The sequence below is a fragment of the Pseudoalteromonas sp. 0802 genome, assembly GCF_013350085.1.
In the GTDB taxonomy this organism is placed as follows: Bacteria; Pseudomonadota; Gammaproteobacteria; order Enterobacterales; family Alteromonadaceae; genus Pseudoalteromonas.
On sequence record NZ_JABVXE010000001.1, the window covers coordinates 42,801 to 64,539 of the forward strand.

The 21,739-nt window shown below is 41.4% G+C and carries 19 protein-coding genes; 12 read left to right on the forward strand and 7 right to left on the reverse strand.

Annotated elements, in window-relative coordinates:
• Positions 1-60: 60 nt before the first annotated feature.
• Positions 61-921, reverse strand: coding sequence for a TIGR02285 family protein (locus HUS61_RS00230; RefSeq protein WP_175081748.1), 861 nt, complete (start codon positions 919-921; stop codon positions 61-63).
• Positions 922-1,034: 113 nt separating this feature from the next.
• Positions 1,035-1,202, reverse strand: coding sequence for a hypothetical protein (locus tag HUS61_RS00235; RefSeq protein WP_165381452.1), 168 nt, complete (start codon positions 1,200-1,202; stop codon positions 1,035-1,037).
• 326 nt (positions 1,203-1,528) lie between these two features.
• On the opposite strand from HUS61_RS00235, the gene HUS61_RS00240 reads away from it, so the two are divergent.
• The 6 genes from HUS61_RS00240 (at position 1,529) to icd (ending at position 11,860) form a co-directional block, all read left to right on the forward strand.
• Entirely contained in the window at positions 1,529-2,140 is a 612-nt protein-coding gene (locus HUS61_RS00240; RefSeq protein WP_175081749.1) for a hypothetical protein, read from the forward strand.
• Between the two features lie 45 nt (positions 2,141-2,185).
• Positions 2,186-3,133, forward strand: a complete 948-nt coding sequence (locus HUS61_RS00245; protein ID WP_175081750.1) for an acetoacetate decarboxylase — start codon at positions 2,186-2,188, stop codon at positions 3,131-3,133.
• 2 nt (positions 3,134-3,135) lie between these two features.
• Entirely contained in the window at positions 3,136-5,367 is a 2,232-nt protein-coding gene (locus HUS61_RS00250) for an NAD(P)-binding protein (RefSeq protein ID WP_175081751.1), read from the forward strand.
• A gap of 142 nt (positions 5,368-5,509) precedes the next feature.
• Positions 5,510-7,774, forward strand: a complete 2,265-nt coding sequence (locus HUS61_RS00255; RefSeq protein WP_258535959.1) for a TonB-dependent receptor — start codon at positions 5,510-5,512, stop codon at positions 7,772-7,774.
• A gap of 37 nt (positions 7,775-7,811) precedes the next feature.
• On the forward strand, positions 7,812-10,493 hold the full coding sequence (locus tag HUS61_RS00260) for a 7TM diverse intracellular signaling domain-containing protein (RefSeq protein ID WP_175081752.1): 2,682 nt from the start codon (positions 7,812-7,814) through the stop codon (positions 10,491-10,493).
• A gap of 92 nt (positions 10,494-10,585) precedes the next feature.
• The gene (gene icd / locus HUS61_RS00265) at positions 10,586-11,860 is read left to right on the forward strand and encodes an NADP-dependent isocitrate dehydrogenase (protein WP_175082028.1); all 1,275 of its coding nucleotides are present in this window, start codon (positions 10,586-10,588) and stop codon (positions 11,858-11,860) included.
• On the opposite strand, the gene HUS61_RS00270 is transcribed toward icd, so the two are convergent.
• Both HUS61_RS00270 and HUS61_RS00275 read right to left on the reverse strand, forming a co-directional pair.
• Positions 11,857-12,300: a hypothetical protein gene (locus HUS61_RS00270; protein ID WP_175078139.1), complete on the reverse strand. Its 444-nt coding sequence runs from the start codon at positions 12,298-12,300 to the stop codon at positions 11,857-11,859. The two genes, icd and HUS61_RS00270, sit on opposite strands and share 4 nt — an antisense overlap.
• Before the next feature lie 111 nt (positions 12,301-12,411).
• Positions 12,412-13,359 (reverse strand): LysR family transcriptional regulator, encoded by a 948-nt coding sequence (locus HUS61_RS00275; protein ID WP_175081753.1) that lies wholly within the window; start codon positions 13,357-13,359, stop codon positions 12,412-12,414.
• Between the two features lie 105 nt (positions 13,360-13,464).
• On the opposite strand from HUS61_RS00275, the gene aceK reads away from it, so the two are divergent.
• Genes aceK through HUS61_RS00295 form a run of 4 tightly spaced genes read left to right on the forward strand, consistent with a single transcriptional unit; the run spans position 13,465 to position 17,023 of the window.
• Entirely contained in the window at positions 13,465-15,294 is a 1,830-nt protein-coding gene (gene aceK / locus HUS61_RS00280) for a bifunctional isocitrate dehydrogenase kinase/phosphatase (protein ID WP_175081754.1), read from the forward strand.
• A gap of 51 nt (positions 15,295-15,345) precedes the next feature.
• Positions 15,346-15,738, forward strand: a complete 393-nt coding sequence (locus HUS61_RS00285) for a hypothetical protein (RefSeq protein WP_058584827.1) — start codon at positions 15,346-15,348, stop codon at positions 15,736-15,738.
• An 8-nt stretch (positions 15,739-15,746) separates the two neighbouring features.
• Positions 15,747-16,709 carry a zinc-binding dehydrogenase gene (locus tag HUS61_RS00290; protein WP_175081755.1) on the forward strand — a complete coding sequence of 321 codons (963 nt, stop codon included), beginning with the start codon at positions 15,747-15,749 and terminating at the stop codon, positions 16,707-16,709.
• 53 nt (positions 16,710-16,762) lie between these two features.
• On the forward strand, positions 16,763-17,023 hold the full coding sequence (locus HUS61_RS00295; RefSeq protein ID WP_054561248.1) for a DUF2999 family protein: 261 nt from the start codon (positions 16,763-16,765) through the stop codon (positions 17,021-17,023).
• A gap of 56 nt (positions 17,024-17,079) precedes the next feature.
• Here the strand turns inward: HUS61_RS00295 and HUS61_RS00300 are convergent, their stop codons facing one another.
• Both HUS61_RS00300 and HUS61_RS00305 read right to left on the reverse strand, forming a co-directional pair.
• Entirely contained in the window at positions 17,080-17,286 is a 207-nt protein-coding gene (locus HUS61_RS00300; protein ID WP_054552938.1) for a helix-turn-helix transcriptional regulator, read from the reverse strand.
• The gene (locus HUS61_RS00305; RefSeq protein WP_175081756.1) at positions 17,287-17,745 is read right to left on the reverse strand and encodes a hypothetical protein; all 459 of its coding nucleotides are present in this window, start codon (positions 17,743-17,745) and stop codon (positions 17,287-17,289) included.
• Positions 17,746-17,931: 186 nt separating this feature from the next.
• Here HUS61_RS00305 and lepB point away from each other — a divergent pair, with 186 nt between their 5' ends.
• Positions 17,932-18,591, forward strand: a complete 660-nt coding sequence (lepB, locus tag HUS61_RS00310; protein ID WP_175081757.1) for a signal peptidase I — start codon at positions 17,932-17,934, stop codon at positions 18,589-18,591.
• An 83-nt stretch (positions 18,592-18,674) separates the two neighbouring features.
• Positions 18,675-19,490 carry a hypothetical protein gene (locus HUS61_RS00315; RefSeq protein ID WP_175081758.1) on the forward strand — a complete coding sequence of 272 codons (816 nt, stop codon included), beginning with the start codon at positions 18,675-18,677 and terminating at the stop codon, positions 19,488-19,490.
• 93 nt (positions 19,491-19,583) lie between these two features.
• Here HUS61_RS00315 and metG read toward each other — a convergent pair whose 3' ends face one another.
• Entirely contained in the window at positions 19,584-21,608 is a 2,025-nt protein-coding gene (gene metG / locus HUS61_RS00320) for a methionine--tRNA ligase (RefSeq protein WP_175081759.1), read from the reverse strand.
• Positions 21,609-21,739 lie beyond the last annotated feature (131 nt).

Sequence of the window (21,739 nt, forward strand, 5' to 3'; positions counted from 1 at the left end):
GCACCGTTAATACGACCGCCAATTCGCATAACTGTGGGTTGGTAAAATTAAAAGTGCCGCTTAATGAGCGGCACTTTCGTTTCTATCTTTTAATCTCTTTTCTAAAATGGGCTGCAAATTATCCGGTAGCCAGCGAACTAAAACATCATGAAAAGCATCTGTATGAGCGATTTTCTCAAGAGCTTCATCTAATAATTTTACCGTTACTTCACCTTGCTTGTTTTTAGTGCAGCCTATATAGCCAATGCTTAACGCCGGAGCTTCAGTAAGTGATAGTTGAGTTAAGTCACCTTCAAAGCCCATGGAATGAGCCAAGTAATAATGTTCGCTAGGGTAGCCAAGTAATATATCAATACGCTTTTTTTGTAGCATATAAGTTAGGCTTGCGAGGGTGTCTCTGCCGGGGCGAGAGATAATATTAGCGTCATGACTTTCGTTAATCACTTTGTCGATATTTGCTCCAAAAGAGCGACTCATAGAGACCCCTAAAGCAAGGTTTTCGGCTAGTAATGATTTAAGTGACACAGGTTTTGTTGAGTCTAGCTTAAGTTTTTTTGCTAACTCTTTACGTATTGCAATAGACGGCGACAAACCAACAGTTGATGAATGTTCAGTAAACTGAATATGCTGTTTGCGGTGCTCGCTTTGATATAACGACAGCATACAGTAATTATTTTGTGGGTTTGATAGTTCATGCACGGCACGACTGGCTGGCAATAAAGTGCGTTTAAATGAAACCTCAGGCAGTGCTTTTTCTAATAATTTGATCACACTTTCATCACGACCTGTGCCTTCATATTTATCATGCATGATGTAGTAGGGGGCAAAATCGACCATGATCCACTCAATAGCCTTCGGTTGCTTGGTTGCAGCAACTGGCAGGCAAAAAAGTAATAGTAAAATAGACCACACAAAACGCATTTTTACTACCTATTTATGGGCTAAAAATATAAGTGTAGCAGGAATTTAGCTATATGCAGGCTGGTGGTGAAAACTAAAACGCCAGCTTGTTGGCTGGCGTTTATCGGTAGGGTTTAGTTGGCTTTTAACCACTTCACAAACTGGCGTGCATCACTGGCCTTTTGGAAGATGGCATTTTTTAAGCCCTGCGTGTCACTAAAAATTACACGCTGTTTATTTACCGAGATTGATTGCACTGGATGTGCGATCTGGATCAAAGATCCGTTGTATTTATATGACATAATAAAACTCACTCTTTCTTTTGTCAGTGTCTGTAGAGCTTTAAAAGGCATTTAAAAATACAGACCGACATTTGTTGTCTTGCTAACAGTGTTGACTAAGTTTGTGACAGTTTGGTGATGATTTGAAAATTCATCAAAATGTCATTTAGCAAACAAGTTGCAAGTATTTATACGAATATGCGGGAATTACTGGATCAAGGTAAGGGGTTAACCGCGTGGTTTCTAAAAACCAGACAAGCAGATTACTGTAAGAATTAACTAAGCGCAAGGTTTATTTTTTAAACATCAAAAATAATCTCTGGATGTTTAACAGAAACAGGCGTATTGTGATTAGGCACAAAATAACAATAAGAAGTATGCTTATGAATTACCTTTTGGTATCAGATATATTCGGTAAAACAGCGCATTTATCGCTGCTTGCTCAGCAGCTTCGCGGTAAAGTGAGTCTTTGCGATCCTTATCTAGGAGAAATTCAGCTCCCTATAAACGAGCAGTTTCAATACCAGCATTTTATAACTCATTGCGGGCATGATAGTTATTTTGAACGGGTGCATGTCAAAATGGCCGCTATTCGTCAGCCAACCACGATTATTGCATTTAGTGCAGGCGCAGCTGCCGTTTGGCGAGCTCAAGCAGAGTTAAAAAATTCATTCATTAAAAAAATTATTGCCTTTTATCCATCCCAAGTCAGGCACCACCTTGAGCTTGAAGCCAAAGTTCCTTGCCGATTTATTTTTCCCCACAGTGAAGAACATTTTGATATAAAGCCTGTGATTGCAACATTAAAAAGTAAAGCGAAGGTGAGCTGTGAAATAGCCGACTTTGGACATGGTTTTATGAATCCATTATCTGAAAATTTTAATCAGCTTGGCTATCAGCAATTTACAGAACAACTGTTAAAAGAAAGTTGTCATCTAGAAGTTGCCACCAACCATTAAAAACTAGTCTATAGTCATTACTAAACAATAATATAAGTAATGACTATGACGGACCAAGCAAATTACAGCCACTTCTTATCTAACCCAGTTGCTAAACCACCTTGTCGAATGATCAATGCGCAAATGTACGGATTTTTTGTGTCTGGCTGTGAGCAAAAAATGCAACAGTATGTTGATGCAACTTTAAACCTACTAGCAACCGAGTCAACCTCGTTTAATGTGTTAGGGAGCACGTGTTTACTTACCTTCACTGATATCGAAAAAATTTCTTCGTTAACGCCACCGTTTTCAGAGCATGGCTGGATGCAAGAAACCGATATTATTATTTGGCTCCCAGTAGCAAAAATGTTCGATGGAGATATTAGTCATTTATATTGGTATCCGGCATTTATTAGCGTCAATAACATTTATGCTTTGATTAATGGCCGGGAAGCCTGGGGCTACAATAAATACCTCTGTGAATATCAAATGCCTGCGACTGTGAGTGATGCGGGCGCCTTTAGTATTTCTTTAGAATGTTTTGATGTGTTTAACCCTGACTCTAAATTAGCGATGCATGAGCTATTAACCATTGAGCAAACACAGGCAAGTACCAAGGAAAACTTACTCGATAACTTATCGCATTTTTCTAAACACGTTACAGATTTGTTTGATGCGCAAATTAAAGGCATTGATTTATCGCTTCTTAAACAATTGTTAGACGGGTTTATTCATCCGCAGATGGATCAGATTTTGTTTAAACAATTTCCCGATGGCCAAGGAGATAAAGCCGTTTATCAATGCGTGGTTCACTCACCCTCGTTAATCACAAAAATTCATCAATTAAAACTTTTACACAATGATTTTAGCTTGGATGTAAAAGCTCTTGCGAGCTTTCCTTTGCATGACATGTTTGGCATCGCACTTGGCAAACAAGCGGTTCATTTACCTTTTTACGTCAATATGGACTTTGACCAGCTTGGCGCAACACAACTGTTACCAGCACAGGGGTAACCATGGAAAAAGAAAAAATCACCATTGTCGGTGGCGGTGTTGCAGCGATGACTGCGGCAGTGTATTTAACCGAGCAAGCTAATTGGCAAAGCCAGCGCGAAATTACCGTTTATCAACAGGGTTGGCGCATTGGCGGTAAAGGGGCGAGTGGCCGAAACGCCCATTTTGGACAGCGAATCGAAGAGCATGGTTTACATGTTTGGTTTGGCGCCTACGTGAATAGCTTTCGCACCTTAGAAGGGGTGTATAACTCACTCAATCGACCAGCTAGTTGTTCATTGGCTACTTGGCAGCAGGCATTTAAACCACACAATTTTATTGCTTTACAAGAGTTTATTGATAACGAATGGCAAACTTGGCCAATTGATTTTCCTACCGTTGAAGGCAACCCCGCTGATGGCAGTCTAGATATAACAGTGTGGGACTTTGTCACCATGACATTAGCATGGCTAAAAAAATGGACCGAAGGCATTGAGCATGTTTGTCAGCAGCAAGATGCTAAAACCATTTTAGTGACTAAAAAATCACGGGATCAATCGTTACTCAAACACATGTATCAAGAAATCAAAGCAGACATTGATACCCATTTAAATGGCGCAAAGCAATTCATTGATGATATTGAAGCAGGTGCAACTGAAATTGCCTCGAACCCACGAACATTGATAACTCATTTGCTGCAGTTCACCGAAAAGCAGGCCACCCATACAGATAAGCAGGCCGATCGGCTGGTGATTTGGTATATCGTCAGAAAGTTAAAACGTTGGTTTAAAGACCAAGTTATTGATCTACTAGATGACAACCCGGAGCTGCGCAGACTTTATATTTGTGCCGATCTTGCGATTGCAATGCTCACAGGACTGATTAAAGACAAAGTATATCGCGACGGTTTTGGTGTCATTAATTGCTACGATTTTCGTCAGTGGCTCGAAAAAAATGGTGCGAATAAAACTTACAGCGTTGATTCAGCGCCAGTGCGCGGCTTTTATGATTTGGTGTTCGCTTACCCTAAAGGTGACTTTAGTAAACCCAATGTTGAAGCAGGCGTTGCCGCCCTTGCTATGTTACGTATAGGTCTTTGCTATAAAGGCGGCGTAATGTGGAAAATGCAAGCAGGCATGGGCGATGTCATTTTTGGTCCAATTTATGAGCTTTTAAAGCAGCGCGGCGTTAAGTTTAAGTTTTTCCATCAGTTAACTAACTTATCTGCTGGGCAAACTGACCAAGGTGAGCCGCAGGTAAGTGAGATTGAGCTTTGCCAACAGGTCAGTTTAGTTGGCCAAGACTATGAACCGCTCATAGATGTAAAGCAGCTGCCATGCTGGCCAAGTGAACCCCTGTATGAGCAAATCAGCCCCGAACAAGCGCACTTATTGCAAGAATATCAAATCAATTTAGAGTCATTTTGGAGTAATTGGCCCGAAGTGTATCAAGAACACTTTAGTACTGCATTGCCAACAGTGACGCTTCGCCATGGTATTGATTTTGATACACTGATTTTAGGTGTGTCGGTTGCCTCTCTTGAACACGTTGCCTCTGAACTTTTAGCTGTAGATTACGCGCTTTCTCAACAAGCAACAAAAGTGCAAAGTGTGGCGACTCAGGCTTGCCAAGTATGGTTGAATAAAACCGACTCACAACTTGGCTTTACGCAAACTAATGCTGCTCACGAAGGGCCTATTTTAAGTGGCTTTGTCGAGCCGTTTGATACCTGGGCGGCAATGGGTAACTTACTCGATAAAGAAGATTGGCCAAGTGAAAATGCGCCTGTGAACATTGCCTATTTTTGCAGTGCGTTTAGCTGCGAAAACTACCCACCTGCCAGTGCACATCAATTCCCAGAGCAAATGAAAGCCGAAGTAAAATTGAATATGCATAATTTGTTTAGCGCAGATATGCGGCCACTTTGGCCTGAAGCCTATATTGATAACAAGTTTGATTGGCAGGTTTTTTACAGTGATCCGCATAGCATTTTACCTGTTCTTGAGCAGCAATATTGGCGCGTTAATGTCGATCCTAGTGAGCGCTATGTTTTATCTGTGGTTGATTCGAGTAAATACCGCCTGGCTACAGATGGCAGTCAGTTTGTTAATTTGCGCATCACTGGCGACTGGATAAAAACAGGGGTTAATGCAGGCTGTGTTGAGGCTGCTGTGATGGCCGGTATGCAAACAGCGCGGGCAATATGTGGTTGGCCAAGCGAAATCAGCGGAGAGCATGCATTCGAAAAAGGTTAGTGTGAGTAAAGTTGTAAAAAAGTATGCGTATAAGTCATGAATTTTCATGATTTATATGCGACTTTAATCTATTGTTTGGTCTATACTTACCACTAAATTACAACAATTTAACAAGTTTCCCTCTTTTAAGGTCTAAAAGCCAATGAAGCGTCCTTTTCTTAAAGATCCTAAGTTTATGATGTTGTCGAGCACCAGCTTGGCGGCATGTGTAATGGCAAGCGCTGTTGCACAAGGAGCTGAGACTGAAAAAGACATGGAAGTTATTAGCGTTTATGCACAAAAGCGTCCGCAAGCAATTGAAGACGTGAGTGTAGCGGTAAGCCAAGTGGATGGCGAAATTTTAAAAGCTCAGCATTTTAAAGATTCAACTGAAATTGGTTTGTTTGCGCCAAACGTTAAAATTACCCAAAACGCCGCAGAAGGGACGCCTCCCGCTGTGAGCATCCGTGGGGTGGGGTTACTTGATTATAATACGGCGAATACTTCACCTGTGGCCATGTATCTTGATGGCGTTGCGGTGGGGTCTGCTAATAATCAAATTGTTAACTTGTACGATATTGAACAACTCGATATTTTACGCGGCCCGCAGGGTACCTTATTTGGTCGTAACTCTACCGGTGGTGCAATACTTATACGCTCAAATCGCCCTGAGTTTGATAGCTATGGCTCGCTAACATTAGGTGCTGCTAATAACAACGCCACCAGCGTCGATGGTATGTGGAACCAGCAACTCTCAGACTCCAGCGCAATGCGTATTGCTGTTAACTATCAAGACTATGAATATTCAACAAAAAATACTTATGCAGACTCACCAACAGCAGGCATGGAGCAAAAAAATGCACGTGTGTCTTTTTTGTCGGAGTGGGATGATGTTGATCTTTACCTGCAAGCGCATATTGAAGATTGGGATGGTATTGCCCAGCCAGTTGGTAGTATTGGTATTGTCGCAAACCCTTTAACGGGTGAGCTGTGTTCACCAGCAGATGCGGGCTCAACAGGCTGTTTTGATAACTTTGGTTTTAATGATGGCAGTGATGACTTCTTTGCTGTGAGTGTCAATAACGACTCACCTCATAAGTCTGATGGCTACGGTTTTATCGCCGAAGTCAATTGGCATTTAAACGAGCAAAGTACATTTACCTCACTTTCGAGCTTTAACGATTTAGAAAGAAGCCACGCTTTTAACTGCGATGGATCGCCAGCTCGTTTGTGCGAAGGAGTATTAGGGCTAGATACCCAACTATTCAGCCAAGAATTCAGGTTATTAAACGAACTTGCTGATTACACACTCACCAGTGGTGTTTATTTTGCAGATGAGACGATTGAGCAAGATAATTTAAATGATATTTTGCGTGATTTCCGGGGTATTTTACCGACAAGCTTAACCGCGACCTTTATTTACGATAACGAAATCAAGATGCAAAATTTGGCTGTATTTAGCCAAATTGAAGTGCCTGTCGCAGATAAATGGATGATTACAGCCGGCCTTAGATATGACTATGAGTCACTTGAGTATGACTCAATCGCCACGTTAAATGCGGTGGTTGATGTGAACGACTTAGACGGAGTGCTTGTACCATTTTATCGCGTTACCGATGAGCAATCAGACAATGGCTTTACTGGTCAATTTGCCGTTAATTATCGCTATTCAGATGCAAGCAATCTTTATTATCGTTTTGCTAATGGTAGTAAAAGTGGTGGCTACAACGGAGGCTTTTTGTCATCTGAAGAACAAGCAATCTTAGCAAACTATGGCAAAGAGCGCTTGAATGCCCATGAAGTTGGCTTAAAGTCGTTCTGGCCTGGCAAGCAACTAAGAATGAATTGGGCGGCGTTTTACTATGACTATAACGACCAACAAGTGTTTATGAACCAAGCGTCAGAAACACCGCAAATGCCTCCTGTGCAATTACTTGAAAATGTTGCTGATTCAATCATTTACGGCCTTGAAGCTGAAATTAATTACCAAGCAACTAAACAATTAGCCATGCTACTTTCAGTTGGCTATATCCCTCATGCTGAATTTGAAGATTACGTTGACCCACTTGGCAACAGTATTACCGATAACCAACTGCCGTTTACCTCTAAATGGAATGTATCAGCGGGATTAAAATACGATACCAGCTTGGCGTCGTATCCGTTATCGGCCAACATTATTTACGATTATCAGTCTGAGTTTTATTTTGACCAGAACATGAACCCATATGCCCGCCAAGACGGCTTTAGCATTGTTAATGCGCATCTAAAATATGATGTTGATAATTGGTCATTTACTTTATGGGGCAAAAATTTATTTGGTACTGAATACAGTCAGTTAAAGTTCGATTTAAGCTCGTTCTTAGGCATGCTTGAAGACTTTAAAGGGGAAGGGCGTCGCTATGGCTTTGATGTTTCACTGCAATTCTAGTCGTTGCCATCTCCAAAATGGTACAGGGGTTTTGTGAATGCGGTTAAAGCTGTATTTAAGCACTCTGCTGTTTTTATTGCTATTAAGTGTTGCGGCTAATGCACAAGAGACGTTTGTCTACACCGATGCTGTGGCTGATCAAAACCTTCATGATGTAGGTGAAGTGTTTACGGCAAATGATAATATGTTTCCGCAATCGGTGGCTGCGATTGATGCTTGGCGAGCCAGCAAAAAACCACAATCTCGAATAAGCTCGGTCGGCGGTAGTTATTGGTTAATTGTTGAAATTGAAAATCTAAGTGATATTGAAGATTTAGTTCTCTACCCATACAACACCCTGGTTTCGAAAATAGAAAGCCGCATTTACGATATTACTGATCCAACTGCCCCGATACAGCACTTTGTAACCGGTGGGGTCGAGCCAAATCAATTTGCTTTTCACTATGGTAATCGTTTATCTCTTGAAAAAGGTAAGCACTATACGCTTATCACTTATTTTGAGAGTGACTACTTTTATACTCCCGCAAAGCTGGTATTAACGCCTTATCAAGATTATTTTCAAAACATAACCGTCGAAAATATGATCATGATGCTGTGCTTTGGTGTGGGCATTGCACTTGGTTTATATAACTTATTAATTTACTTGGTTTCCCGTGATGTTACACACCTGTATTACGCATTATTTACTGCATCCTGGGTGTTTGCTTGGAGCCATTTTTTCCATATTTCTGATCAGCTGTTTGGTTACTATAATCCCCATCTTCACTGGCTCGGCTTTGCCCTCACACCATTAACCAATATTCTGTTTTACAACAACTTACTTAAACTCAAAGAAACATTTCCGAAACTGGCACAATTATCCCTGACTGTGGGTGTAATCGCCACTTTGGGTATTCCGTTTTGTATTTTATGGCCAAGCTTTGGTTTTTATTGGTCAACGTTAGTAACGGGTGTTGCTTTATGTTTAGGCTTATACATAGGTATTCGCTGTATGCTCATTGGCTTTAAGCCAGCACGCTATTTTGTGCTTGCTTACATTGCCATGATGCTACCGAATATGGTCGGAAATTTAACTAATTTAGGCTTGCTGCCTGCTACCTCCATTAATTTATATTTATTGGGTTTGATAGGCACAGCGATGGATGCCATGTTACTGGCGTTTGCTGTTGCTGATAAGTTTAGGCTGCTTCACGATGACAACGTAGAACTCAATAAAAATCTAGAAGAAAAAGTCCATTTAAGAACCTTGGAGCTTGAAGAACTCGCCTCAGAGCTTCGCGATGCGAATGAAGCTAAAAGCCGTTTCTTAGCGAATATCAGTCATGAGATTCGCACCCCAATGACATCAATTATTGGCTATGCAGATGGCATTATGCTCGGGGACATTAAGCCTCATGAGCGCAACCATGGGATTGGCGTTATATTGCAAAATAGCCGCCATGTTCTTGGGTTAATAAACGATATACTCGATATGTCGAAGATTGAAGCCAACAAGCTAGAAATAGATTTAGTCGAAACAGACTTGTTTGCCACGATTGCCAATATTGAGTCACTTATTGGCAAGCAAATCCGTGATAAGGGCTTAAAGTTCAGTGTTGATTATCAGTTCCCGTTGCCAGATTACCTAATTACCGATCCGAGTCGTTTAAGGCAGATCTTATTAAACTTAACAACCAACGCCCTTAAGTTCACTCAAGTGGGGCGTATAACTTTAACGGTGAGCTGTCATAACGATAAGTTGTCGATAAGCGTAAAAGACACCGGTATTGGCATGACAGACAAAGAGCAACAAGCCCTGTTTAGTGCCTTTTATCAAGCGGATTCAAGTATTTCTCGCCAGTATGGCGGTACCGGGCTTGGCCTTAATATTTCAAAGAGCCTTGCGCAGAAATTGGATGGGGATATTAGCGTTAAAAGTAATGTCGGCTCTGGCAGTGAGTTTATTTTCACCATGTCGATTTATACTACAGATAATACACGCTGGCTCAATGACATGAGCGAAGTGAAGCTCGTTGAAACCTCACCGTTTAGTAAGCTTGATGCACCAGAGAACTTAAAGGGCAGAGTATTACTTGCCGAAGACCACCCAGACAACCGACGCTTAATTGCGCGAATATTAGAGCGTATGGGGCTGACAGTGACCACCGTTGAAAATGGTAAAGACGCAGTGCAAGCAACACTTGAAGACAGCTTTGATCTTATTCTACTGGATATTCAAATGCCGATTATGGACGGTCAAGAAGCATTAAAAATGATGCAAGCAACGGGAGTGAGCGCGCCTATCATTGCACTGACAGCGAATACGATGAAGCATGAAATTGCCCGTTATATGAAGCAAGGCTTTAATGATTTAATTGCTAAACCAATTGATAGAAACGCGTTTAGCCATAAAATTGCCAGTTACTTAGATTGCGATGAGTTAGCCGATATCAAATTACCTGAAAAAGAGTTTCAGGCGCTTAAAGATGACTACATAAAAGGTCTTGAAGAACAGTATCGAGAAATGCGCGAGCAATACAAAAATATGGACATTGATGGCTTAAGCAGAAATGTTCATATGCTTAAAGGCGCTGCGAACATGTTCGAATGTGAAACGCTTTATGTTAAAGCAGTTGCCGTTGATGCTGCGCTTAAAAAAGATACCGTCACGCTCGATACGCAGCTTATTGCATCCTTATTTTGTGCCATGCAAGACGAGATAACCAAGGTAACGCATTGATTGCTTGAATAGCGGCTATTTCTTTGTAAGCACAGACAAATTAGCTATTTCTTGATATTAATATTATTAAAACACCTTGCTGGGAAGGCATGATGCAGTATCAACATATTTCAGTACCCTCGAATGGCGCGCAAATTACTATCGATAGTAAGGGTCAATGGCATATTCCTGATAACCCGGTTATTGCTTACATTGAAGGCGATGGTGTTGGTCAAGATATCAGCCCGGTGATGCGTGATATTGTTGATGCTGCAGTGAATCATGCTTATCAAGGCGATAAACAAATACATTGGATGGAAGTGTTCAATGGCGAAAAAGCAGCAGCGCTTTACGATGGCGACTGGTTCCCGCAAGAAACCCTGCATGCCGTTAGGCAGTATAAAATTGCCATAAAAGGGCCGCTAACAACCCCCCTTGGCGGTGGTTTTCGCTCTTTAAATGTGGCTCTTCGTCATGAGATGGACTTATTCGTTAACATGCGGCCCATTCGCAGTTATCCGCATTTACCATCGCCCTTAAAAGAGCCTGAAAAAACCCAAATCACAGTAATACGCGACAGCTCAGAAGACGTTTACTCAGGCATTGAGTGGCAGGCTGGCAGTATCGATAACGAGCGTATGCTTGATTTTCTGTGCCAAGAAATGGGTGTCACCCGACTTCGCTTTGATAACCAATGCGGTATTGGCATTAAAAATAGCTCGAAAGAGGCGGCAGAGCGACTGATGCGTTACGCCCTTAACTTTGCCCTTAAAGAGCACAGTGAATCACTGACTGTGGTGCACAAAGGCAATGTACTTAAGTTTACCGATGGCGCCTTTAAACGTTGGGCATTTGCCCTTGCTGAGCAAGAGTTTAACGCTGTAGCGCATGAAAATGGTCGTTGGTTAGTGATCAAGCGTGACGAGCAAGATGATTTAATCATCAAAGAAGTCATTGCCGATAACATGCTACAACAAGCACTGCTCACCCCAGAGCAATTTGATGTGGTGGTAACAACCAATCAGAATGGTGATTACTTAGCTGATATGCTAACCGCACAGGTTGGTGGGGTAGGTATTATGCCTGCGGCAAACTTAAATAATGAAGTGGCCTTTTTTGAACCGACTCATGGCACATTTAATCGCATTGCCGGGGAAGACAGTGCAAATCCAACAAGCAGTATTTTAAGTGCGGTCATGATGCTACGTTTTATGGGCTGGCACGAAGCGGCGAATAATATTGAAAAAGCCCTAGAGCAGACGCTTAGCGCAAATGAAATGACGTTTGATTTGGCTAACCTAGTAGCCGATGCGACGATGCTTAGTTGCAGTGATTTTGCAACAAGCATCATCGCGCGAATAAGTAACTCAAATAATGAACCATATTAAGCGGCATTGGCGCTTTTAACTGCGTAGACACATGGTTTACCTGTTAACTGTGCTGCACGTTGGTAAATGTGTTCTGCACCAGGTTCGTTGCTTGTCATGCCTGTTAATGTATCCATTAACGCAACCACTAAAATAGCCGGAACTTGGCAGCAGTATTCATCAAGTACTGCGGTTGTTGTTTGTGCATCAACATGACAATGCGGGTGAGTGCGTACTGTGCTATATGCTTTTAACAGTGTCTCTGCTTGTAGAACATCATCATCTTGATGTTTGGTTTTACGGCATTGGCAACCAAACTCATCAACCATTGTTGCGAGTGTTTGGTAAATTTCTTCGCAAGCTAAATCGCTTTTTTTACAAAGCTGCTGCTCGATGAATGAGTGTAATTGACCATTGATGTAAAGGCCGTCCTGTTGAGTGAATTGCGCTGAAGTTTCCATAATCATTTTCTCTTTGTTTATGTGCTTAACTTCACTCTAGCCCTTCACTCATTATTAATGAAATTGTTGTTTTCAATAACTGATATTGATTTTATCAATATTATACTGTTTTTAGCGATCAGCCACGGTACTGGCAAAGGCAAGTAGCTCTCTACGCAGCCACTGGTGTGGGTTTGCGTGATGTAGCAAAGGGCTCCATAACATTTTTACTTCAATAGGGACTATTTGAAATGGCACTGGACTTATTACCAAATCAGTGTGTTTTGCTAATAACATGGCTTGGCGGCGGGGCAATGTTGCTATGAGTTGAGGTGATTGGCAAAGTAGGCTCGCCACCATGTAATGGCGGGTGAATACGCGAATATTGCGGGTTTGTTCTAGTTGCCATAATGCCTCATCGACCCAGCCGAGTTTTTGGCTGCCTGATTTATTTGTTACTGCCGCTTCTACGCCCCAACCAGCCCGATTCACCCAAATGTGTTCTTGTGCAAGGTAGCCTTCAAGGTTTTGCTGTTGTAAGTAAGGGTTGTCTGGGTGTGTTAAGCAGCAGTAATTATCTCGCCACACACTGGCTTGGTGGAATGAGCGGGGCAGGCCGTTAAAGCGATTAATGGCAAGGTCGATGGTGCCTTTTTCCATATCTTGAAGATTAACATCGCTTGGGCTCAAAATATCAAAGTTAAGCCCCGGATTCTTTGCTAGCTGCTGGGTGATAAACGGCGCAATAAGGGTTGATTCAAGATAGTCGTTTGCCATGATCCGAAACGTAATATTGGCGGTGCTCGGGCCGAATACTTCACTTGGCTGAGTAATTTCCTCAGCCATTTTTAACAGTGATTCTATCTCAGGTTTAAGGCTAAGCGCTTTTGCTGTTGGCGTCATTGTGCCAGCGGCTCTCACTAATAATGGATCATCAAATAAATCACGTAAACGCTTAAGGGCGTTACTCATTGCAGGTTGAGTCAAAGCCAGTTTATTGGCGGCTTTAGACACACTTTGTTCATCAATGAGGACATTTAAATACACCAATAGGTTGAGGTCGACGTGCCTAATATTCATTTGATCAATCTTATTTATTATCTTTATTAATTACCTAAATTAAAGCGCGCTTGCTATTGTGTGTAAACAAGGCGACTAAAATAATCAGCATAAGCGATAAAAATAATGCCACAGCAAAGTTCACATTTGGCTGTTAAATCACACAGCGAACAGTTAAATCAGGTCGTAGCGACTAAGCTTGCCCGTGCGGTGTATGCTGGCTTTGAGGCTATGTTTGCAGAGTTTTTAAATATTACCCTCGGTGCACAAAGTCGTTTTGAACAGCGCCAGTGGCATCAAGTTCAAGGGGCTATGAAATCGCGATTGCAAGTTTACGAAGGGCAAGTAAAAAAGGTAAGCCAAGCGGTAAAAATTATTGCTTATAGCGAAGTAGACGACCCCGCGCTTTGGTTATTAGCCAAACAAATATACGCAGAAATGGTGCAAAGCCATGAAAACCAGCCTATTGCTCATACCTTTTTTAACTCAACCTTCGGTGCAATTTGGGACTCACGAAAAATTCGCAATGTGCACTTGTTTGTATTAAAAGCACGATATCAACTGGGGCCAAGACCCTTTGATTCATTGGTTAGCCGCATTTCCCTGCAAAATGGCTTTGAATGTGCCATCAGCAGCTTGATCAAGCGCCATGTATTTCGGTCACAATACGCTGATTTTACTGATGATGTTGCCATGTTACAGCGCACCTTGATTGCTGGAGCGAAACAACAATGCCCACAAGTTTATGAGCTGCTTGCACTTAACGACGGTTATATTGAATACGCTAATTCATTGTTTTTCAGAAATAAAGCCTGCTACATCATAGGCCGCTGTATTGCTAAAAATGGCGATAACATGCCATTTGCGATTGCGCTATTAAACAGTGAAAAAGGTTTGCACATTGATGCCGTGATGATGGGAGCTGATCAACTCAGCTTGTTGTTTGGCTTTGCGCGTACTTATTTTATGGTCGACACTGACCAACCCGCCCGATACGTTGATTACCTCAGTGTTTTAATGCCTCATAAGCAACGTTTTGAGCTGTTTAATGCCATAGGCTTTATCAAACACGCGAAAACCGAGTTTTATCGTTACAAAGTTGATACCACCCGTAATAGCCCCGTTGACGATAAATACACACTTGCGCCGGGTACGCCGGGCATGGTGATGCTGGTATTTACCACCCCAGGCTCAGATTATGTGTATAAGGTAATAAAAGATAAATTTAGTGCACCAAAAACAGCCACCAAACAACAAGTAATGGCCAAGTACGACTTTGTTAAACAAGCTGACCGAGTAGGCCGCCTAGTTGATACACACGAATTTCGTTATTTAGCGTTTGATTTAAGCCGATTTAGTGATGAGCTTATACAAACAATGCAGCAGCAAATTGGCGATAGCTTAGTGATCTCGGGTAATGCACTTATTTTGCGCCATGTTTATGTAGAGCGCAAAATGACGCCGCTTAATTTGTATATCAACGACTGTGATGAGCGAAAACTGCAGCAAGTAATGGTTGATTACGGTAAAGCAATAAAAGAGCTTGCGGGGGCTAATATTTTCCCCGGTGATATGCTGATGAAAAACTTTGGTGTAACCCGTTGGGGAAGAGTAGTGTTCTACGACTATGATGAAATTTGCCCGATGACAGAGTGTCAATTTAGAGAACTGCCAAAAACCGATGACTCATTAGATGAGCTAAGCAGCGAAAGCTACTTTGATATTGCCGAAAACGACGTATTTCCGAGCCAGTTTAAAGTATTTTTTAGCGCTAATAAGCGAGCGTTTGATTACTTCAATGCTGCACATCAAGATATTTTCACCGCCACAATGTGGCAGCAATTACAGACAGCCATAAACGATGGGCAATTGCTTGATGTTTATCCTTATAAGCAGTCTTGGCGCTTTTCGTCGATGAGAGCTCAAATGAAAAAATCTCAACCTATAACTGTTTAATAGGAACATAGTGTTAGCGTATGCTATTTAAAAATTGCTAAGGAACGCACTATGAAAAACACACTGTTATTATCGAGTTTATTTATTTCGTCTATGGTAAGCGCCAATCCGTTATTAGGTAGCTGGCAATTTGTTGAAGGCAAATATGCAACCAATGACGGCTATGTGACGGCAAAAGCGCCAGAAATAACCTCTGTTAAACTGATTACACCCAGTCATTTTAGCTATATCACTCAAAAGCAAGGCAACTTTCATTATGCTGGTGGCGGCAAATATGTTTTGCAAGACCAGCAATTTATCGAAACTTTTTCCTATGGTAATGTACCTTCACTACTTGGTAAGACCATGGCATTTGATTACAAAATTGAAGGTGATTTATGGCACCACACCTTGTATGAAAATGGCAAATTAGTCGAAGCTGAGATCTGGCAACGAATTAAATAGAAGGTGATATGCGTTATATTAAGCACGAAGACTCACAGTTACACTTTGCGCAAACAGATAAACCAGCCCTAAAAGATAACGAAGTTCTTATTGCTGTTGCAGCAATCGGCGTTAATCGGGCAGATTGTTTACAGCGACAGGGCAAATATCCAGCACCCAAAGGTGACAGTGAAATATTAGGTTTAGAATGCGCCGGCACCATTGTTGAGAAAGGTAGTGCAGTATCCGGTGACTGGCTTAATAAACGTGTTTTTACCTTGTGCGCGGGCGGTGCTTACAGCGAGTATGTTGCCGTTGATGCTGCGCAAGTGATGCCGTTACCAGATGAAATGACAATGGCAGAGGGCGCTGCTATCAGTGAAGTATACTTAACGGCTTTCTCTGCCTTATTTCAATTTGGTCAGCTCAAAGCAGGGCAGACGGCACTTATTCATGCGGGAGCCAGTGGTGTAGGTGGGGCGGCAATTCAAATGGCAAAACGCGCGGGTGCTCAAGTGGTGATCACTGCAGGCAGCGATGAAAAGTGCGAACATGCCAAGCAGCTTGGCGCAGACCACACCATTAATTATAAAACCGCTGATTTTGTAGAATACTTCAAAGCCAATAATTTACAGGCTAACACCATTGTTGATCCTGTCTCAGGAAGCTATTTAAATAAAAATGCTGCCGTTGCAGCAATGGATTGCCAAATTGTGATGTTAGCCTTTTTAGATGCGCGCTTTGCTGAGGTTGACTTTGCAAGGCTGCTTAGCAAACGTATTTCCTTTCATGCATCAACCTTGCGTAACCGTTCAATTGAGTTTAAACGTGATTTAAAAGAGCAGTTTATTTCGCGCTTTTATGATGACTTGGCCAACGGGCTGTTCGATTGCAATATCTATAAAACCTTAAATTGGCAAGAAGCGAATGAGGCTCACCGTATTTTAGATAACAACGAAAACTCGGGAAAAGTGGTGATGTTAGTTGAATAACATCAATTTGCCCATATTATTGGTTTTATTAGTAGTTAAAAGTAAAGGTTAATATGAACCCTATTATTGCAATGCTCAAAGAGCACAATGTAAGTGACGAGAAAGTGCGTGAGCTGTTTCAAGCGTTTATGGAAAACCCAATGATGGCAATGGGTCTGGTCCAACAGTTAGGTATCCCACCAGAAAAGCTTCAACAATTGATGGCATTAGTGATGACGCAGCCACACCTTATTAAAGAAGCGGCTGAATCAGTGGGTATCAGTGATGATGAAGTTGAGCAAGCCAAAGCGCAGTTCAAAAATCAGCAGTCATAAAATTAAATGATACGAATTTAAAAAAGGTTAGCTCTTTGGCTAACCTTTTTTGTTAATTACTGATACGAAAACACGTCGTCTAGTTTCTTATCAAACAGTTGAGCAATCTTAAAAGCCACCTCGAGCGAGGGTGAATATTTACCTTTTTCAATTGCTACTATAGTTTGTCTTGAAACGCCAACTGCCTCTGCCAATGCTTGCTGAGTCATTTCGTTGTGATGAAATCGAAGTTCCCGAATAGTATTACTGAGCTGTTTTGTCATCTAGCTGTCTCTTCGATATAAATATGCTTTGCTGGCAATAGTAATAATTTCACTGACTAAAAAACCAATAATAAGAAAGTGCATAATATTATATAGATCAGAGACTTCAGGTAACAGCATGCGTCCAGATACACGTTCAATTTGCGTCGCTAAAAATACACACATTAAGATAATTGCAGAGCAGAACCAGTGACCAAGTTTGGTGCTTTTTAGCTCAATGAGCTTATCACGCTCATCATCCCCTAAGTCTGCTTCTTTATGTTTAATACTAGCAAGCACAGATTGCATAATGATCTCTAAGATCACCGCAATCATGACAACCTTATACAAATAAGACACCATGGTCTCTTGGCTAAGATCACCCGCAGCTTGTAGTGAATTAATGCCTAACAGGTAATAGCTTAAAAGGCCTATGGTTACCACCAAGGTGCTCCAAATTGTCATTTCTTTGTAGCTCATTTTCTTCCACCCTATGTAAAAAATATTTGACTTAGTGTTAAGTAAACTACTCATTGGGTGTGGTGTCAAATATTTTTAACATCATGTATGGTATTTTTATCATTGACGTATTTCGTTACATTTAGTTGAGAACTAATTCCTACCGAACAGACTCCTATTGAAACAAACAACAAATAAGGAACGAATATGAACTGGCTTTTGAAGGTATGGAAAAATAACCGCTCTTTGATTTTATTCATCTGTTTGATGAGTGTGTTTAGAAGTGCGGTGGCTGATTGGTATGAAGTGCCAACAGGCTCAATGAATCCGACCATCGTTGAAGGGGACCGAATTTTAACGGATAAAATGGCTTATGATCTGCGTGTGCCATTTAGTCATATTTCGCTAATGCGTACTGATGAGCCAAAAGCCGGTGATATCATTGTATTTGATTCTAAGGCTGCAAATAATCGCTTAATAAAGCGTGTTATTGGCGTGCCGGGCGATACAGTGACTTTAGTCGATAACAAATTAATCATTAACGGTAAAGCACTTGATTACGCATTAACTGATGATAAGCAAGAGCAGCAGATACTCATTGAAAACCTTGCAGGTGTTCAGCACGCTATTCAGGTATCAAAAACGCCCTCGGTGATGCAGCATTTTGCCCCTGTCGTTATTCCCAAAGATATGTATCTAGCGATGGGCGATAACCGCGATAATAGTGCAGACTCACGAGTGATTGGGCTAGTGCCTCGCAGTGAGTTATTAGGCAAAGCTAAAAGAGTGCTTGTATCACTCGATTATGATGATTATTACTTACCTCGAAAAGAACGGGTTTTACATAATTTGTACTTAGCACCCTAGATAAAAATCGTACAAAAATTGGCAATTTAGAGTTTTATGTTTCAATATTAACGACATAAAAATAATAAGCCAAAAGGTAAAGTATGATAAATGATAAGTTTGCGAGATTAATTCGATGTTATTTTTTACTCGTCTTTTCGATTAGCCTAGTTGCATGTGGTTCGAGCTCAAAAAACGAATCTACAAAAGTTGATGAAACTAACAGCTCAACACCGGATACAGGTGTTGAGCTTGTCGATAACAGTGGTAGTGCTGACTATAAAATTATTATTTATGGCAATAGCCATAGTGCTAGATTAGGGGATTTGCTTGAACAGCTTATTTCCAGTGAGTTAACCAACGCTCAAGTTTCAACTCTTACCGTCAGTGGTCGTTTTTTAGATGAAATAGTGAACACTTCGGGCAATATTGAAAAGCTACAGCAAGCCAATTGGAGCCATGCTATTTTTCAAGGTCAAAAGTATTCTCAGTCTGGCTCTGTGAATTATTCTACAAGTGAGGCTGAGCGATTAATTGCCAGTGCAAAAGAGCTGGAAATTACACCTATTTTGTTTCCAGAGCATCCACAGCAAGGTGACAGCAAAGAAGGGGAGCTTGTCTATCAATTGCATTTGTCGATTAGCGAAAAAGAGGTAAGCTGTGTAGCACCAATCGGCTTAGTTTGGGACAAAGCAATCGCCGCATTACCGGAGCTTAATTTTTACAGTGCAGATGGAAATCATGCTTCAGATGCAGGGCACTTACTGACCGCGATGACTTTTTATGAAGTTATAACAGGTGAGCTTGCAGATACCCTAGCTTACAATGCTGCTTTTGCGATTACCGAACAACAACACCAGCAGTTTGGGCAAATAATTACTCAAGTACTGACTGAATATCCTGCATGCCCCAGCTCTTAAGCTAACAACATTAATCTAAAGCATTCATTAAATACAAAAAAACCGTTGTGTCTGAAACACAACGGTTTTTTATATTAACTAGAAATTGTGTAATTACATTACACGCATGCCAGGCTCTGAGCCTTCATCTGGATTAAGAATATAAATTTCTTTACCGCCAGGGCCTGCAGCTAATACCATGCCTTCAGACATACCGAAACGCATCTTACGAGGCTTAAGGTTCGCGACCATTACCGTTAGCTTGCCTTCAATGTCTTCTGGTGCATACGCAGATTTAATGCCTGCGAATACTTGGCGCGTTTCGCCACCTAAATCTAAAGTTAGTTTTAATAACTTATCTGCGCCTTCAACGTGTTCTGCTTTAGCAATTTTTGCTATACGTAAATCAACTTTCGCAAAATCATCAAATTCGATTTCTGGGCTGATTGGCTCTTTTGCTAGTGGGCTGTTTGGATCAATCTTGTCTTTTTCAGCAACTAGGCTTTCTTTTGATTCTTCAATCATTTTATTTACTTTATCCATTTCAACACGCTGCATTAGCGGTTTGAACTTATTAATTGCGTGACCAACAAGCGCAGTTTGCGCGCCTTGCCATGTTAAATCATCGTTTAAGAAGGCTTCAACGTTTGCAGCCATACCTGGAAGAACAGGTTTTAAGTAAGTGATAAGTACACGGAACATATTTAAGCCAAGTGAACAAACATCGTGTGTTTCTTGTTGTTTTGTTTCGTCTTTAATCAATACCCAAGGTGCTTTAGCGTCGATAAATTGGTTTGCTTTATCAGCAAGGGCCATGATTTCACGAATTGCACGGCTGTAATCACGGTTTTCATAGTGGTTTGCGATGCTTGCAGCAGCTGCTTGGAACTCACCTAATAGCGCTTCGTCCATTACGGTGTCGCTAAGCTTGCCGTCAAACTTCTTGGTAATGAAGCTTGCACAACGACTTGCGATATTAACCACTTTACCTACTAAGTCTGAGTTTACACGAAGTGCAAAGTCTTCAAGGTTTAAATCAAGGTCAGTGATGCCGTTGTTTAGTTTTGCTGCGTAGTAATAACGAAGATATTCAGGATCTAGGTTATCAAGGTAAGTACGCGCCTTAACAAAAGTGCCTTTTGATTTAGACATCTTCGCGCCATTCACAGTTACAAAACCGTGGGCAAATACATTTGTTGGCTTTCTGAATTTTGCGCCATCTAACATTGCAGGCCAGAATAGACTGTGGAAATAGATGATATCTTTACCAATGAAGTGGTAAAGCTCTGCATCTGAGTCTTCGCTCCAGAATGCATCAAAATCAATCCCTTTCTTATCACACAGGTTTTTAAAGCTCGCCATGTAGCCAATAGGTGCGTCTAACCACACGTAGAAGTATTTACCCGGTGCACCTGGGATTTCAAAACCAAAGTAAGGTGCGTCACGGCTGATATCCCACTGCTGTAGGCCATCCGCAAACCATTCATCAAGCTTGTTCGCCATTTCTTGTTGAATCGTACCTGAGTGTAACCACTCTTTAAGCATGTCTTCAAAAGCAGGTAGGTCGAAGAAGTAATGCTCTGAATCTTTTAAGATTGGCTCAGCACCTGACATAACAGAGCGTGGGTTGATAAGCTCAGTTGGGCTGTAAGTTGCACCACAAGAATCACAGCTGTCACCGTTTTGATCTTCAGACTTACACGTTGGGCAAGTACCTGTTACAAAGCGATCTGGTAAGAAGATACCTTTCTCAGGGTCGAAAAGTTGAGAAATAGTGTGCTTTTTAATGTGACCCGCTTCATTTAAACGGTTGTAGATTAGCTCGCTGAAATGGCGGTTCTCTTCACTGTGCGTGCTGTGATAGTTATCAAACTCAATATTGAAATCAGCAAAGTCACGTTGACGTTCAACACTCACGTTTTTAACCATCTCTTCTGGCGTGATCCCTTGCTTTTGCGCATTAAGCATAATTGGTGTGCCGTGAGCATCATCCGCGCAAACGTAGTAGGTTTCATGACCTTGTTGTTTTTGGAAACGCGCCCAAATATCAGTTTGGATATATTCTAGTAAATGACCTAAGTGAGTCGGGCCATTGGCATAAGGTAATGCGCTAGTAATCAGGATCTTTCGCTGTGCCATAATCATTCCGAATTGAGATTAGTTCGATGCAAACATGCTCGAATATCATTATTTAATTCATTGTGAGTTGCTTATATACAACCTAAAGCAATGATATTATCTAATTGTCTGGTTTTAATGCCATGAATGTT

Bases quoted from the DNA above. Each gene is read 5' to 3' on its own strand.
- aceK (WP_175081754.1), top strand. From the start codon at position 13,465: ATGCCACAGCAAAGTTCACATTTGGCTGTTAAATCACACAGCGAACAG.
- metG (WP_175081759.1), bottom strand. From the start codon at position 21,608: ATGGCACAGCGAAAGATCCTGATTACTAGCGCATTACCTTATGCCAAT.
- icd (WP_175082028.1), top strand. From the start codon at position 10,586: ATGCAGTATCAACATATTTCAGTACCCTCGAATGGCGCGCAAATTACT.
- HUS61_RS00305 (WP_175081756.1), bottom strand. From the start codon at position 17,745: ATGAGCTACAAAGAAATGACAATTTGGAGCACCTTGGTGGTAACCATA.
- HUS61_RS00255 (WP_258535959.1), top strand. From the start codon at position 5,510: ATGAAGCGTCCTTTTCTTAAAGATCCTAAGTTTATGATGTTGTCGAGC.
- HUS61_RS00270 (WP_175078139.1), bottom strand. From the start codon at position 12,300: ATGGAAACTTCAGCGCAATTCACTCAACAGGACGGCCTTTACATCAAT.
- HUS61_RS00260 (WP_175081752.1), top strand. From the start codon at position 7,812: ATGCGGTTAAAGCTGTATTTAAGCACTCTGCTGTTTTTATTGCTATTA.
- HUS61_RS00250 (WP_175081751.1), top strand. From the start codon at position 3,136: ATGGAAAAAGAAAAAATCACCATTGTCGGTGGCGGTGTTGCAGCGATG.
- HUS61_RS00290 (WP_175081755.1), top strand. From the start codon at position 15,747: ATGCGTTATATTAAGCACGAAGACTCACAGTTACACTTTGCGCAAACA.
- HUS61_RS00245 (WP_175081750.1), top strand. From the start codon at position 2,186: ATGACGGACCAAGCAAATTACAGCCACTTCTTATCTAACCCAGTTGCT.
- HUS61_RS00300 (WP_054552938.1), bottom strand. From the start codon at position 17,286: ATGACAAAACAGCTCAGTAATACTATTCGGGAACTTCGATTTCATCAC.
- lepB (WP_175081757.1), top strand. From the start codon at position 17,932: ATGAACTGGCTTTTGAAGGTATGGAAAAATAACCGCTCTTTGATTTTA.
- HUS61_RS00315 (WP_175081758.1), top strand. From the start codon at position 18,675: ATGATAAATGATAAGTTTGCGAGATTAATTCGATGTTATTTTTTACTC.
- HUS61_RS00230 (WP_175081748.1), bottom strand. From the start codon at position 921: ATGCGTTTTGTGTGGTCTATTTTACTATTACTTTTTTGCCTGCCAGTT.
- HUS61_RS00285 (WP_058584827.1), top strand. From the start codon at position 15,346: ATGAAAAACACACTGTTATTATCGAGTTTATTTATTTCGTCTATGGTA.
- HUS61_RS00235 (WP_165381452.1), bottom strand. From the start codon at position 1,202: ATGTCATATAAATACAACGGATCTTTGATCCAGATCGCACATCCAGTG.
- HUS61_RS00275 (WP_175081753.1), bottom strand. From the start codon at position 13,359: ATGAATATTAGGCACGTCGACCTCAACCTATTGGTGTATTTAAATGTC.
- HUS61_RS00295 (WP_054561248.1), top strand. From the start codon at position 16,763: ATGAACCCTATTATTGCAATGCTCAAAGAGCACAATGTAAGTGACGAG.